This window comes from Allobosea sp. (genome assembly GCF_017308015.1).
Classification (GTDB): Bacteria; Pseudomonadota; Alphaproteobacteria; order Rhizobiales; family Beijerinckiaceae; genus Allobosea.
In genome coordinates this window covers 617064-629842 of the sequence record NZ_JAFKFW010000002.1, presented here as the reverse complement: position 1 = coordinate 629842, position 12779 = coordinate 617064, and the positions used below count along the sequence as shown (strand labels likewise).

The following is a 12779-nucleotide window of genomic DNA, read 5'->3' as shown; positions in this document are numbered from 1 at the left end:
GCATCGCGGCGCGGCGATTCGAAATCGGCGCCGGCCTTGGCGGCCAGTTCGGCGCCGAGCTGATCCTGCAGCACGCGCGAACGGACCTCGTCGGCCTCACCTTCCTCGAGCTCGCCGAGCTGGAAAGGCCCGAAGGAGATGCGGATCAACCGGTTCACCGTCAGCCCGAGATGCTCGAGCACGGTCTTGACCTCGCGGTTCTTGCCCTCGCGCAGATCGACCGTCAGCCAGGTGTTGAAGCCCTGCTGGCGCTCGAAGCGGGCGGTCACCGGCCCGTACTGGATGCCTTCGATGACGACTCCGTCCTTGACGGTATCGAGCACGTCCTGCGTTACCTCGCCGAAGGCACGCACGCGGTAGCGCCGGAGCCAGCCGGTTTCCGGCAGTTCCAGCACCCGCGACAGCCCGCCGTCATTGGTCAATAGCAGCAGGCCTTCGGTGTTGATGTCGAGCCGGCCGACAGTCAGCACGCGCGGCAGGTCCTCCGGCAATACGTCGAAGACGGTCGGGCGGCCTTCCGGGTCGAAATTGGTCGTCACCACGCCGCGGGGCTTGTGGTAAAGCCACAGCCGCGTGCGCTCGCGGGCTGGCAAGGGCTCGCCGTCGATCAGCACGATATCGGTCGGCTTCACGTCGAAGGCAGGGCTTTCCAGCACCACGCCGTTCACGGTGACGCGGCCTTCCGCGATCATCGCCTCGCTGTCGCGGCGCGAGGCGACACCGGCCCGCGCCATCACCTTGGCAATGCGCTCCGGCTCCTCCGCCGTGATCAGCTTGCGCTCGGGCTCAGTCGCGCGCGGGCGGCGCGGACGATCGTCCTGCTCCTCGAAGCGCGGCGCGCGCGGACGCGAAAAACGCTTCTCGCCATCACGGCCCTCGCCACGCGGTGGCCGGTCGCCCTGCGGCCGATCACGGCCGGCGAAGGGGCGATCGCCAGAGCGGGCAGGGCGGCGCGGACGCTCTTCACCCGAACGCTCGCGGAAGCCGCGGCCTTCGCCTTCAGCCTTGAAGCGAGCGGGCCTGTCGCCGTCGAAGCGGCGCGGGCGCGGAGCGTCGCCCTCGGCGCCTGCTGGGCGCTCGAAACGGCGGGCCGGGCGCTCGTCCCCGGCCGAATGGCTGCGGAACGGCTTGCGTTCGCCGTCGCGGGCCGGGCCGCGGCCTTCGCCACCGGAGCGGCTGCCGAAGCTCTTGCCGCCGAAGCCTTTGCCACCTGAGCCGGGGCCACGGCCGCCGGCGCCGCCACCCTTGCGCGGGCCGCGGCCTCTGTTGTTGTCGTCGTCTTTCATGGCTGCTCCTGAGCCGGCCGAGCACAACCGCTTTGCGGGAAAGGCCTGGCTCGCTTATTCGCTATGATCGGCGCTTGTAGCAGAGGCTTTCCCTTGCTGCGAGCGCCAAAGCTGGGGTTTTCGATGTCACCGCCGCAACACTCATCCATCGTCGACGCCATGGCCCTCGCCTTCGGCGAAGCGAAGGCAGCTGCACTGCGCGGCGAAGTGCCGGTCGGCGCAGTGGTGATGCGGGACGGCTCGGTCCTCGGCCGTGCCGGCAACCGCACGCTGGAGCTGAAGGACCCGACGGCCCATGCCGAGATGCTGGCACTCAGACTCGCTTGCGAAGCGATCGGCAGCGAGCGTTTGATCGGCTGTGATCTCTACGTCACGCTTGAGCCCTGCCCGATGTGTGCGGCGGCTATCTCGTTTTCCCGGATCAGGCGGCTCTATTTCGGCGCGGGTGATCCCAAGGGCGGCGCGGTCGAGAACGGCGTCAGGCTCTATGAGAGCCCGACCTGTCATCATGCGCCCGAAATCTATGGCGGCCTGCGCGAGACCGAGGCCGCGGCGCTGCTCCGCGACTTCTTCCGCGAGCGGCGCTGACGCTCAGGTATCCGACGAGGCGATCCCGAATTTCGCCGCAAGCTGTGCGCGGTCCATGCAGGAGACGTCATAGGTCACCTGTCGGCCCTTGAGCTCGGGCCGCTTGCCCAATTCCCGGGTCATGGAACGAATGATGTCGTCGACTCGAGCTTCGCATGCCTGCGCGGTGGTGAAATCCATCGCGCTGATGCGGCTGGTCGTGCAATGCGCCTCGCCGGCGACGCAGGCCATGACGACCATGGTGAAGGCATCCATGCGCGGAGCTCCTGTTGCTGCCGGTCGAGGCTGCGCCGTTATGGTTAGTGCCAGGTTAAGGCCGTCAACCAAGGCTGCGCCAACAGAGATAGCTGCCGAGCGCCAGCAGGCCCGCAAAGAAGCAGATCTTGAAGGCCGCTGGTGAGATGCGGCTGCGGATGAACTGCCCGCCGCCCATGCCGATCAGCGCCGGGACAAGCGCCAGCAGCGACTGCCAGGCGACTGTGCCGTCGAGCGCGCCAGCTCCGATCAGCCCGAAGGAGAGCGCCAGTGTCGAGACGATGAACGAGATGCCGAGCGCTTGCACCAGCTCGTCCTTGTCGAAGCCGAGCGCCTGGAGGTAAGGCACGGCCGGCAGCACGAAGACGCCCGTCGCGGCGGTGACGACGCCGGTGGTGAAGCCGATGACCGGGCCGAGCCAGCCTTCCCAGCGCTCGGGCACGCGCAGCTTCGCCGCCTTCAGCCCGACCAGCGCATAGAGCACGAGCGCGAGGCCGAGCCAGAGCGTGGCGCTGCCGTCCTTCTGCTGTTGCAGCAGGCCGGCGCCGGCCCAGGTGCCCAGGCAGATGGTCGCCAGCATCGGCCAGAGACGGCGTAAGGTCGAAAGCAGCTTCGGTCCGGTTGCGATCTGCCAGCCATTCGTGACGAGATTGGGCACGACCAGCAGGGCCGCGGCCTGCGCCGGGGCCATCACCACGCCGAGAATGCCGACCGCGATGGTCGGCAACCCCAGCCCGATGACGCCTTTGACGAAGCCGGCGAAGACGAAGGTCGCGGTGACGAAGAGGAGGAGAGTCGTGTTGTCCATGTCTCGCTTGTGGCATCGCGGGCCGCGGCTGTCGCGGCCCGATGCTACGGCCGAGGCCGTAGCGTTCCTGCTTGCGATGCGGAGGCGATGGCCCATCATGCGATCATGAGCACCCAAGGTCCCTATCTTGCGGAGATCGCCCATCTGATGGGCGATCCGGCCCGCGCCAGCATGCTGCACGCGCTGATGGACGGGCGTGCGCTGACGGCCAAGGAGCTCGCCTGGATCGCCGGCGTCGCGCCGCAGACGGCGAGTGGCCATCTGGCCAAACTGATGCAGGGCAACCTGATCGCGTTCGCCGCGCAGGGGCGCCACCGCTATTACCGGCTCGCCGGGCCCGAGGTCGCGACGGCGCTGGAAGGGCTGATGGTGCTGGCCAATCTCGACGGCGCCAGCCGGCGCCTTCCGTCCCGCGTCGGCGCGGAGCTGAGCCAGGCCCGCACCTGCTACGACCATTTCGCGGGACGGCTCGGCATCGGCATTCACGATGCGCTGATGGCCGGCGGGCATCTCGCCGCGAGCGAAGGCGGCTATGCGTTGACCGCCTCGGGCAAGGCGATCTTCCGGGCGCTGGGCCTCGAGCCTGACGCCGGCAGCAAGAGCCGCCGCGCGGCCTTGCGTCCCTGCCTGGACTGGAGCGAGCGCCGGCCGCATCTTGCTGGCCATCTCGCTGCGTCGCTTGCTTGCCGTTGCTTCGAGATGGACTGGGTTCGACGCCGCAAGGATAGTCGTGCCGTGATCCTGACCGAGAAGGGGCGAGGGGCGCTGGAAGCCGCGTTTCCCGAATTCCGCTGCGATGCGCCGGGTCCGGTCAACCCCGTGGTTCGAGAGCCTGTTCCAGCGCCCGCTTGACCTCGTCCTTGATCGGCTCGGCCGCTGTGAGGATCGCCTTGGCCTTGAAGAAGTCGAGCCCACCGATGCCGTCGGCTCCGGCCCGGATCAGGATGTCCGGCGGCTCCTGCTCGATCAGCCGCTGGACCAGCGTGCGCGTCAGGATCTGCGACGCGCCGACAAGCGCCTCCATCGCGCCGGGAATGCGCGCCTCGCCGGGCTCGGTCATCGGCGCGCTGACATCGGCCGCGAGGACGACGCGGCCGGGCGCTAGCCAATCCCGGTAAGGCAGAGGATCGATCGCGCCGCCATCGATCAGCACGCGCCCGCCGAGCGCGACAGGCCGCACCAGCCCGGGGATGGCGAGCGAGGCGGCGACCGCCGGCGTCAGCGGCCCGTCATGCAGCGCGACTGCGGTGTGGCGGTGGTAATCCGCGGCGACCGCGGTGAACGGGATTGCCAGTTCCTCGAAACGATCCGGCACGGCCTCCGGCCAGAACAGGTCGAGCAGGCGCTCGCCGTCGATCAGGACGGGATTGCCGAGCCCACGCACGAGATCGGCGAGCTTGCCGACGCGGCAATCGAGCAGGCGCGCGATCACCCGCGCCCGGTCGCGGAACACGGACAGCACATGCTCGCGCAGCTCCCGGCCGGAGAGGCCGGCAGCATAGGCCGCGCCGATGATGGCGCCGATCGAGCAGCCGGAGATGTGCGTGGGCCTCACGCCGAGTTCGTCGAACGCCTCCAGCACGGCGATATGGCTGAGCCCCCGCGCCCCGCCGGCCCCCAGCACGAGCGCGATCGCGCTTCCTGCTTGTGCGGATTTGGCGGTGCGGGAACCCGGCATGCCCTTGGTTCCGTCTGTAGGCTCAGGCTGAGGCCCGCGCCAGAAACGGCTTCAGCGCCGCCAGCGTCGCCTGCGGATTTTCTTCCGGCAGAAAATGGCCGCTGTCGATCGCCTGCCCCTTGGCCTGCGGTGCGAAGGTCTCGCGCCAGACATCGAGCGGGCTTGCCCCCCTGGCCGGAATGCCGGCCTCGCCCCAGAGCACCAGCGTCGGACACAGGATGCCCTTGGCCGCTGCGAGATCGGCCTTGTCATGCTCGATGTCGGTGGTGGCGCCGGCGCGGTAGTCCTCGCAGGCCGCGTGTGTCCGCGAGGGATCGCTGAAGGATTCCGCGTAAGATCGCATCGCCAGCGGGTCGAACAGGTCGAGACTTTTCGCCCGGCTCCAGCTCGCGATGGTGCGGTCGAGCCAGCCGACCGGATCGGCCTTCAGCAGGTTCTCAGGGATCGGCTCGGGCTGGGCCAGGAAGGTCCAGTGATAGACCTGCATGGCGCGGGCCGCGTTCATGCCCTCCCACATCGAGACGGTCGGCAGGATGTCGAGCAGGACGAGTCGCTCGACGCGGCCGGGATGGTCGAGCGCGAGGCGATAGGCGACGCGCGCGCCGCGATCATGGCCGATCACGCCGAAGCGGATATGGCCGAGCGCCTGCATGACGGCGGCGATATCCTCGCCCATGCCGCGCTTCGTGTAGGTCTCTCTGCCGCCATCACCATGGGGCGCGGCCGACCAGCCATAGCCGCGCAGATCGGGGCAGACGACGGTGTGGGTCTTTGCCAGCTCCGGCGCCAGCCGGTGCCATTCGGCATGGGTTTGTGGAAAGCCGTGGATCAGGACGAGCGGCGGACCTTCGCCGCCGACGCGCGCGAAGATCTTGCCGACCGGCCCGTCGATCCAGTGCGCCTTGAAGCCGGGGAAGAGGGAGTCGATATTCGCCATGCCGGGGAGCATAGCCCCCGTTACGGTGCCCTGTCAGCCTTGCTCGCGCTTCACTGCCTGCCAGCCGATGTCGCGGCGGCAGAAGCCGCCCGGCCAGTCGATCTTGTCGACCGCCTCATAGGCGCGCTTCTGTGCCTCGCCGACGCTCTTGCCGAGCGCGACGACATTGAGCACGCGCCCGCCATTCGCCACGAGATCACCGTTCGAGAGCTTCGTGCCGGCGTGGAAGACGAGGACATCGTCCAGCGCCTCTGCCTTCTCGACGCCCTGGATGACGCTGCCGGTCTCCGGCTTTGCGGGATAGCCCTTGGCGGCGAGTACGACGGTCAGCGCCACCTCGTCGTGCCAGCGCAGGTCGACCCGATCGAGAACGCCGTCGCAAGCGGCGAGCAGCGCTGGCAGTATATCGCTCTTGAGGCGCGGCATCAGGACCTCGCATTCGGGGTCGCCGAAGCGGGTATTATATTCGATCAGCTTGGGTCCCTGCGCCGTGATCATCAGGCCGGCGAAGAGGACGCCCTGGAACGGCGTGCCGCGCTTGGCCATTCCAGCGAGCGTCGGCCGGATGATCTCGGCCATCACGCGCTCGGTCATCGCCGCCGTCATCACCGGGGCGGGGGAGTAGGCACCCATGCCGCCGGTATTCGGTCCGGTATCGCCGTCGCCGACGCGCTTGTGGTCCTGCGCCGAGGCGAGCGCGAGCGCGTGCTTGCCGTCGCAGAGCGCGAAGAAGCTGGCTTCCTCGCCGATCATCCATTCCTCGATCACGACCTCGGCGCCGGCCGCGCCGAAGCTGCCGGAAAACATCATGTCGATGGCCTCGTTCGCCGCGTCCAGCGTCTCCGCCATGATCACGCCCTTGCCGGCCGCCAGCCCGTCGGCCTTGATCACGATCGGCGCGCCCTGGGCGGCGACGTAAATCTTGGCGGAGGCCGCATCGGCGAAGCGGCCGAAGCCGGCGGTCGGGATATTGAACTCGGCGCAGAGCTCTTTGGTGAAGCCCTTCGACCCTTCGAGCTGGGCGGCTGCTTTCGACGGGCCGAAGACCTTGATCCCGGCAGCCCGGAGGTCGTCGGCAATGCCGGCAACCAGCGGACCTTCCGGCCCGACCACGACGAGATCGATCGCCTGCAGGCGGCAGAAGGCGACGACCGCGGCATGGTCGGCGACATAGATCACGACATTCTCGCCGCAATGGGCGGTGCCAGGATTGCCTGGCGCGATGAACAGTGTGTCGCAGAGCGGTGAGGCCGAAATCGCCCAGGCGAGCGCATGCTCGCGGCCGCCCGAACCGATCAGAAGAATGTTCATTGCCGTCTCCGCTCCGTCACGGGCGCAATAGCGGCACCGGGCGCCGCGGGCAACGCTTCTGCTGAATCCTCCGTCCGGCTATGGTCCGGCCATGAACAGCGAATCGCAGCAGGCGACGGGCAATGCGCCGGAATGGAGCGTCTCGGATCTTTCCGGGGCGCTGAAGCGCACCATCGAGGACAATTTCGGCTTCGTACGCGTGCGCGGCGAGATTTCCGGCTATCGCGGCCCGGTCGCCTCCGGCCATGTCTATTTCTCGCTGAAGGATACCAACGCCAAGATCGATGCGGTGATCTGGAAGGGCGTGTTCGGCCGGCTGAAGACGCGCCCGCAGGAGGGCCTGGAGGTCATCGCCACCGGCAAGATTACCACCTTCGCAGGCAAGTCGAGCTACCAGATCGTCATCGATTCGCTGGAGCTGGCCGGTGCCGGCGCGCTGATGGCGCTGCTGGAGGAGCGTCGCAAGCGACTGGCGGCCGAGGGGCTTTTCGCGGAGGAGCGCAAGCAGCTCATCCCCTATCTGCCCTCCGTCATCGGCGTCGTGACCTCGCCGACCGGTGCGGTCATCCGCGACATCCTGCACCGCCTTGAGGATCGCTTCCCGCGCCATGTGCTGGTCTGGCCGGTGCGCGTGCAGGGCGAGACCAGCGCCGCCGAGGTCGCCAACGCCATTGCCGGCTTCAATGCGCTGCCGGCGGGCGGGCGCATCCCGCGGCCGGACGTCATCATCGTTGCGCGTGGCGGCGGCTCGCTCGAAGACCTGATGAGCTTCAACGAGGAGATCGTGGTCCGCGCCGCCGCTTCCTCCGAGATTCCGCTGGTCTCCGCCGTCGGCCATGAGACCGACTGGACCTTGATCGATCACGCCGCCGATCTCCGCGCGCCCACGCCGACGGGCGCCGCCGAGAAGGTCGTGCCGGTACGCGCCGAGCTGATGGGCTTCATTGCCGATCTCGCCCGTCGCCATGCCGGGGCGATGCTCCGCCTGTCGGACCGCCGCCGCAGCGACCTGCGCGCGTTGGTTCGCGCCTTGCCCGGACCGGAAGCCGTCCTGTCCGGTCCGCGCCAGCGGCTGGATCTCGCCTCGACGCGGCTGGCGCCAGCCCTTGCCCGCAATGCGCGCACGCATGAGCAGCAATTGCAGGTCCTGTCTCGTCGGCTGGAGGCGCGCTCGCCGCGCGTTGCACTCGCCCGGCTGCGGGAAAAACTCGACAGCTTCGGGCGTGCGCTTTCCGCCGCGCGGGGCAATGCCGTGTCCGGCGAGCGCACCCGGATCGCCAACGCCCGAGACCGTCTAGCGACGCTGGAAACACGGGCTCGCAACGCTTTCGCTCAGAGCCTGGTCCAGCGCGGCGAACGCGCCGTCAGCTTGGCTCAGCGGGCCAAGCGAGCCTTCGGCCAGACCTTGCATCGGCGCGCCGACCGGCTCGCCTCGCTCTGGGCGCTGATCCGCTCGCTCGGGCCTGAGGCGGTGCTGTCGCGTGGTTATGCCCTGATCCGCGATGAGGCTGGCGCGCTGCTGCGCAGCGTCGAGGCCGCTCAGCCGGGCCGGGCGCTCTCGGTGCAACTGGCCGATGGCAGCTTCGGCGTCACCGTTTCGGGCGGCGAAGCCGGCGGAGCGAAGCCATCGGCACCGCGGCCGGTTCGCAAGGCGACGGAGCCGGGAACGCAAGGCGATCTGTTCTGAGGCTCAAGGTGCGGTCAGGAAGGCCTTGACCCGCTTCAGCGCGTCCTCGCGCGCTGCCATGTTGGTGCCGACCGTGGCCTTGCCGGTTCCGCTGGCGGAATAGGCGATATTCTCGCGCTCCTTCACCTCGAGGCGCGGATGGTCGAAATCGTGCAGGGCGCCGGGATAGAGCACGAGGCCGACCTGCTCGCCGCGTCCTTGCGCCGCCTTGGCGAGATGGCTGCAGGGCGCGGCCGGGGTCCAGTCGTCGGCGTCGCCCATCAGAATCAGCAGCGGGAGTCGTGCGGCGAAGCTCGGTGATTCCGACTGGCTTCGGCAGCTCGGATAGAAGGCGGCGGCGCGCTTGAAATCGGGCTTGCCGTCGGTAGGTGCGCGCTCCTTGCGGATCGCGGTCAGGACGGTCAGGCCGCCGCTCGACCAGCCGAGGAGCGCGATCGAGTCAGCTCGGATGTTGCCGCGCTGCTGCAGCCAGTTCCGGGCGGCCATCGCATCGGCGACGCGCTCGCGGCTGGCGCGGACCGTCAGGTCCTTCACGCCGCATTGCGAGCCGAGCCCGCGCGAGCCGTAGCTGTCCGGCATCAGCACGGCGAGGCCCGCGGTGGCCAGCCGCTCACCCCAGTCGGCATGACGCATGGAGAGTTGGCCTCGCTCTCGCCACAAGCCGCCGCAACCATGCAGGGCGATCACGGCCGGAAATGGCCCCGGCCCGGCCGGCAGATAGAGGATGCCGGTCAGAGTTCCCTGGTCAGACGAAATGGCAACGCGTTCGTAGCCACCGGCACGGGCGGCCGGTGCTGCGAGCAGCGCAAGGCTCATCAGGCACGCCGCGAAGCGCTGAAGACTGGACATCGTCGACCAGAAGGTTATCACAAACCCTGGAGTATCCCGGCTTTCCGTTTCCCGATCAATGATTTGATGCAATTCTGATGAATATCAGCGAGCGCCTGCCACCTCACGGTCCCGAAGCCGTCGTCGACTACCGCGCCGGCGACTTTCATGTCGTCAAGCCCGGTGCCTTTGTGCGCTGTGCCGTGACGGGGGCGCCTATCCGTCTCGATGATCTCCGCTACTGGTCGATCGAGTGGCAGGAGCCCTATGCCTCGTCGGAAGCCGCGCTTCTGAGGCTGCGCCGCGCTGGCCGCGCCTGACGACGGCCGGGCGTTCAGCGCCTTGTTCCGAGGGATGCGAGCAATCCTTCGATCGTAGCCGGTTCCGCGAAAACCAGCGTAACCGGCACCACCACCAGCGACCCATGCTCATCTTCTGGCCAGAGCGGCGCGAGCTTGGTCCAATCTTTCTCCGTCGTCGCAACCAGCGCACTGTGTTCGCGCGCCGCCGCGAGCGCGGTGGCGACATCCGCCTGCCCATAGGCGTGGTGGTCGCCGTGGGCCTGCTCGGCGACGACGCTTGCCCCGGCTTCCCGCAAGGTCGCAGCGAACTTCTCCGGCCGGCCGATCCCCGACAGCGCCACGACCTTCGCTCCGCGCAATCGCGCGACGGCTGCGTCCGCAGGCTTGAGCATGGCTGCGATAACCGGCTTTTTCTGCGCCCGCGCGGCGGCGGCGACTTGTTCGCCTGAAGCTCCCTGGCCGATTACGATGAGGGCATCCGCTTCGTTCATCTGCTCGGCGAGCGGCGCGCGCAACGGGCCGGCGGGCAGGCAGAGCCCGTTGCCGGCGCCGCTCGCTCCGTCGACCACGGCCAGCTTGAGCCGCTTGACCAACGAAGGATTCTGCAGCCCGTCATCCATCACGACGATGCCGGCGCCAAGGCCGCGCGCCAGCCTTGCGCCCGCCAGCCGGTCGCGGGCGATGACGGTGCGGGCATGTCGCGCCATCAGCAGCGGCTCGTCGCCCACATCGGCCGCGCAATGCCGATCCGGGTCGACTTCAACCGGTCCGGCAAGCCGCCCGCCATAACCGCGCATCAGCACGAACGGCTTCTCACCGCGCTCTTTCAGCAAGCGCGCGATGGCGATCGCTGTTGGTGTCTTGCCGGCGCCGCCGGCGATGAAGTTGCCGATACAGAGCACGGGCAGGCCGATATCGGTCCCGAGCTGCCGCATCCGCCGAAGGGTGATCCGGCCGTAGAGGAAGCCGAATGGCTGGAGCAGTCGGGCGAGCAGCGTGGGCTTTTCCCGCCACCAGAAGCGCGGGGCACGCAGCATCAGGGCGCGCTCTCGCGCTGGCCGATCGCGACCCGCATCAGCAGGGGCTCGATCGCGTGCAGCGTGCGGTTCAGCGCGCCGCCGAGCTCGGTTGCGGTCTGCGCGGCGGCGCGAGCCGCCTGCCGAGCCTCTGCCGGGTTGTTCAGCCAGCGATGGACGGCGCCGGCCAGAGCCTGCGCATCGGCGACTTCGCGCGAGCCGCCGTCGCGATCGAAGGCGGCGAAGATCTCGGCATTGTTATGGACATAGGGTCCGTGCAGCAGCGCGCAGCCGAGCTTGGCCGGCTCGATCGGATTATGCCCGCCGATGCCCTGAACCAGCGAACCGCCGAGGAAGGCGACCTGCGACAGACGGTAGAACAGGCCGAGTTCGTTGACGGTGTCGGCGACATAGAGATCGACGTTGCGCTCCGGGCCGCCACCGGCCGAACGGCGCGAGACGGCGACGTCGTTCGCCTCCGCCAGCGCCTCGATCTCCTGACCGCGCTGCGGGTGGCGTGGCGCGATGATGGTGAGCAGCTTCGGCAGATAGGGCTTGATCGCGAGATGGGCGGCGAGCACCAGCTCATCCTCGCCCGGATGCGTGCTCGCAGCGATCCAGACCGGTCGGCCGGTCGTTTGCCCGTCGAGGATGGCGAGCGTGTCGGCGTCGGCGGGCGGGGCGGGCACGTCGAATTTCAGGTTGCCGGCGACGCTGACGCGCGGCGCACCGAGCTGTGCCAGCCGCTCGGCATCGCCCTGCGATTGCGCAAGGCAGGCCTCGAAGCAGGAGAGCAGGAAACGCGAGGTCTTCGGCATCTTGTACCAGCGCGCGAAGGAACGCTCCGACATCCGGCCATTGACCATCACGACGGGCAGGTCGCGGCGTTGCGCTTCGATCAGCAGGTTTGGCCAGATCTCGGACTCACAGATCAGGCACAGGTCCGGGCGCCAGTGATCCATGAAGCGGCGCATATAGCGCGGTACGTCGAGCGGGATGTACTGATGGATCACGCCACCCGGCAGCCGTGCCGCCATCAATCTGGCGGAGGTGACCGTGCCGGAGGTCACCAGCACCGCGAAGCCGCGTTTCTGCAGTTTGGCGATCAGGGGCAGCAGGGTCACGGTTTCGCCGACGCTGGCGCCATGCAGCCAGATCAGCGGCTTGCTCGGCCGCTTGACGCCAGGGTGGCCACGCCGTTCGGCGAGACGCGCCGCATCCTCCTTGCCGCGCCGCTGGCGCCAGAACAGGAGTCCTGCCGCCGCCGGCTCCAGCAGCGAGGTCGCATAGCGATAGCCGTGGAGGATCGCGCCCTTGCCGCTCATGCCGGCACCCCGGCATTCAGGTGCTTCTCGCGCAGGCCAGCGCCCGGATCGCGGCCGCCGACGAGTGCGTAACCGCGGGCATGGACATCATCGAGGCTGGCCTGAAGCGCGAGACGTGCCGCTTCCTGCGTTGTTTCGTCGGCGTCACGCGCGACCAGGATCGGCTCTCCGACGACGATGGCGCAGCGCCCGAAGGGCAGGCCGATCGAGGCGCGGTCCCAGCTATTGAAGTCAATCCGCCGGCTCGTCACCACGGCGACCGCGCGGATCGGCCGGCCGGAGGCGCGCGCCAGGGCGATGATGCCGGGGCCGACGATGCGCGCTCGCTTGGGAATATCGGCGGTCAGAACCATGGTTTCGCCCGCCGCGAGGCGCCTGACCATCGCGAGGAAGGCGCTTGCGCCGCCCTTTTCGCGGATCTTCTTGCCGAGCGCGCCAGAGCCGCGGATCGCGCCGATGCCGAGCTCGCGCAGCGCCACCGCGTTGAAGCCGCCATCACCATGCCGCGAGACCAGCGAGCAGGCCGGCATCCAGTCCGGTTTGGCGAAGGGGATCATGAGGTGCTGGCCGTGCCACATCGCGAAGATGAGTGGCAGATCCGGCCGGACATGGTCGTAGATGTCGGCAGGTTCGAAGACGATCCGGTTCGTGCGCTGGACGAGGCGCAGATAGCCGGCCAGCATCCTGCCGAGCGCTTCCTGCGCCACGCGCGTCTTGAGGATCGAGAAACCCATTGATTCTGCCGTTCGAGCCTGCCG

The 12779-nt window shown here is 68.6% G+C and carries 14 protein-coding genes; 4 read left to right on the top strand and 10 right to left on the bottom strand.

All coding sequences use genetic code 11. The features are described from left to right. Positions 1 to 1286: pseudouridine synthase (locus J0I42_RS03045; RefSeq protein ID WP_291652628.1), on the bottom strand; the 1286-nt coding region annotated here is incomplete at its 3' end. 123 nt (positions 1287 to 1409) lie between these two features. On the opposite strand from J0I42_RS03045, the gene J0I42_RS03040 reads away from it, so the two are divergent. Continuing rightward, positions 1410 to 1874: a nucleoside deaminase gene (locus tag J0I42_RS03040; RefSeq protein ID WP_291652626.1), complete on the top strand. Its 465-nt coding sequence runs from the start codon at positions 1410 to 1412 to the stop codon at positions 1872 to 1874. 3 nt (positions 1875 to 1877) lie between these two features. On the opposite strand, the gene J0I42_RS03035 is transcribed toward J0I42_RS03040, so the two are convergent. Next, on the bottom strand, positions 1878 to 2129 hold the full coding sequence (locus J0I42_RS03035; RefSeq protein ID WP_291652625.1) for a hypothetical protein: 252 nt from the start codon (positions 2127 to 2129) through the stop codon (positions 1878 to 1880). A gap of 64 nt (positions 2130 to 2193) precedes the next feature. Further along, positions 2194 to 2937 (bottom strand): sulfite exporter TauE/SafE family protein, encoded by a 744-nt coding sequence (locus tag J0I42_RS03030; RefSeq protein ID WP_291652623.1) that lies wholly within the window; start codon positions 2935 to 2937, stop codon positions 2194 to 2196. Between the two features lie 105 nt (positions 2938 to 3042). On the opposite strand from J0I42_RS03030, the gene J0I42_RS03025 reads away from it, so the two are divergent. Beyond that, on the top strand, positions 3043 to 3789 hold the full coding sequence (locus J0I42_RS03025; RefSeq protein ID WP_291652621.1) for an ArsR/SmtB family transcription factor: 747 nt from the start codon (positions 3043 to 3045) through the stop codon (positions 3787 to 3789). Here J0I42_RS03025 and J0I42_RS03020 read toward each other — a convergent pair. Genes J0I42_RS03020 through purD form a run of 3 tightly spaced genes read right to left on the bottom strand, consistent with a single transcriptional unit; the run spans position 3749 to position 6863 of the window. After that, positions 3749 to 4615, bottom strand: a complete 867-nt coding sequence (locus tag J0I42_RS03020; protein WP_291652619.1) for a patatin-like phospholipase family protein — start codon at positions 4613 to 4615, stop codon at positions 3749 to 3751. The two genes, J0I42_RS03025 and J0I42_RS03020, sit on opposite strands and share 41 nt — an antisense overlap. 22 nt (positions 4616 to 4637) lie before the next feature. Next, entirely contained in the window at positions 4638 to 5552 is a 915-nt protein-coding gene (locus tag J0I42_RS03015; RefSeq protein WP_291652616.1) for an alpha/beta fold hydrolase, read from the bottom strand. Between the two features lie 33 nt (positions 5553 to 5585). Further along, positions 5586 to 6863 carry a phosphoribosylamine--glycine ligase gene (gene purD, locus J0I42_RS03010; protein WP_291652614.1) on the bottom strand — a complete coding sequence of 426 codons (1278 nt, stop codon included), beginning with the start codon at positions 6861 to 6863 and terminating at the stop codon, positions 5586 to 5588. Between the two features lie 91 nt (positions 6864 to 6954). Between purD and xseA the strand changes: the two genes are divergently transcribed. Next, the gene (gene xseA / locus J0I42_RS03005) at positions 6955 to 8550 is read left to right on the top strand and encodes an exodeoxyribonuclease VII large subunit (RefSeq protein ID WP_291652612.1); all 1596 of its coding nucleotides are present in this window, start codon (positions 6955 to 6957) and stop codon (positions 8548 to 8550) included. A 3-nt stretch (positions 8551 to 8553) separates the two neighbouring features. On the opposite strand, the gene J0I42_RS03000 is transcribed toward xseA, so the two are convergent. Further along, entirely contained in the window at positions 8554 to 9366 is an 813-nt protein-coding gene (locus tag J0I42_RS03000; RefSeq protein ID WP_291652610.1) for a dienelactone hydrolase family protein, read from the bottom strand. A gap of 110 nt (positions 9367 to 9476) precedes the next feature. On the opposite strand from J0I42_RS03000, the gene J0I42_RS02995 reads away from it, so the two are divergent. Continuing rightward, positions 9477 to 9698: a DUF2093 domain-containing protein gene (locus tag J0I42_RS02995; protein ID WP_291652608.1), complete on the top strand. Its 222-nt coding sequence runs from the start codon at positions 9477 to 9479 to the stop codon at positions 9696 to 9698. 14 nt (positions 9699 to 9712) lie between these two features. Here J0I42_RS02995 and lpxK read toward each other — a convergent pair whose 3' ends face one another. From lpxK to J0I42_RS02980, 3 genes are read right to left on the bottom strand one after another with little or no spacing between them, the layout of a single operon-like run. Further along, complete coding sequence (lpxK, locus tag J0I42_RS02990; RefSeq protein WP_291652606.1) at positions 9713 to 10717, bottom strand: tetraacyldisaccharide 4'-kinase; 1005 nt, start codon at positions 10715 to 10717, stop codon at positions 9713 to 9715. Then, positions 10717 to 12021: a 3-deoxy-D-manno-octulosonic acid transferase gene (locus J0I42_RS02985; RefSeq protein ID WP_291652604.1), complete on the bottom strand. Its 1305-nt coding sequence runs from the start codon at positions 12019 to 12021 to the stop codon at positions 10717 to 10719. The genes lpxK and J0I42_RS02985 overlap by 1 nt, the downstream gene beginning before the upstream one ends. Further along, positions 12018 to 12755, bottom strand: a complete 738-nt coding sequence (locus tag J0I42_RS02980; RefSeq protein ID WP_291652602.1) for a lysophospholipid acyltransferase family protein — start codon at positions 12753 to 12755, stop codon at positions 12018 to 12020. Before J0I42_RS02980 ends, J0I42_RS02985 begins: the two co-directional genes overlap by 4 nt. Positions 12756 to 12779: the final 24 nt, after the last annotated feature.

Excerpts from the sequence above, each read along its gene's own strand:
- J0I42_RS03040 (WP_291652626.1), top strand. The coding sequence starts at position 1,410 with ATGTCACCGCCGCAACACTCATCCATCGTCGACGCCATGGCCCTCGCC.
- J0I42_RS03035 (WP_291652625.1), bottom strand. The coding sequence starts at position 2,129 with ATGGATGCCTTCACCATGGTCGTCATGGCCTGCGTCGCCGGCGAGGCG.
- J0I42_RS03030 (WP_291652623.1), bottom strand. The coding sequence starts at position 2,937 with ATGGACAACACGACTCTCCTCCTCTTCGTCACCGCGACCTTCGTCTTC.
- J0I42_RS03025 (WP_291652621.1), top strand. The coding sequence starts at position 3,043 with ATGAGCACCCAAGGTCCCTATCTTGCGGAGATCGCCCATCTGATGGGC.
- J0I42_RS03020 (WP_291652619.1), bottom strand. The coding sequence starts at position 4,615 with ATGCCGGGTTCCCGCACCGCCAAATCCGCACAAGCAGGAAGCGCGATC.
- J0I42_RS03015 (WP_291652616.1), bottom strand. The coding sequence starts at position 5,552 with ATGGCGAATATCGACTCCCTCTTCCCCGGCTTCAAGGCGCACTGGATC.
- purD (WP_291652614.1), bottom strand. The coding sequence starts at position 6,863 with ATGAACATTCTTCTGATCGGTTCGGGCGGCCGCGAGCATGCGCTCGCC.
- xseA (WP_291652612.1), top strand. The coding sequence starts at position 6,955 with ATGAACAGCGAATCGCAGCAGGCGACGGGCAATGCGCCGGAATGGAGC.
- J0I42_RS03000 (WP_291652610.1), bottom strand. The coding sequence starts at position 9,366 with ATGAGCCTTGCGCTGCTCGCAGCACCGGCCGCCCGTGCCGGTGGCTAC.
- J0I42_RS02995 (WP_291652608.1), top strand. The coding sequence starts at position 9,477 with ATGAATATCAGCGAGCGCCTGCCACCTCACGGTCCCGAAGCCGTCGTC.
- lpxK (WP_291652606.1), bottom strand. The coding sequence starts at position 10,717 with ATGCTGCGTGCCCCGCGCTTCTGGTGGCGGGAAAAGCCCACGCTGCTC.
- J0I42_RS02985 (WP_291652604.1), bottom strand. The coding sequence starts at position 12,021 with ATGAGCGGCAAGGGCGCGATCCTCCACGGCTATCGCTATGCGACCTCG.
- J0I42_RS02980 (WP_291652602.1), bottom strand. The coding sequence starts at position 12,755 with ATGGGTTTCTCGATCCTCAAGACGCGCGTGGCGCAGGAAGCGCTCGGC.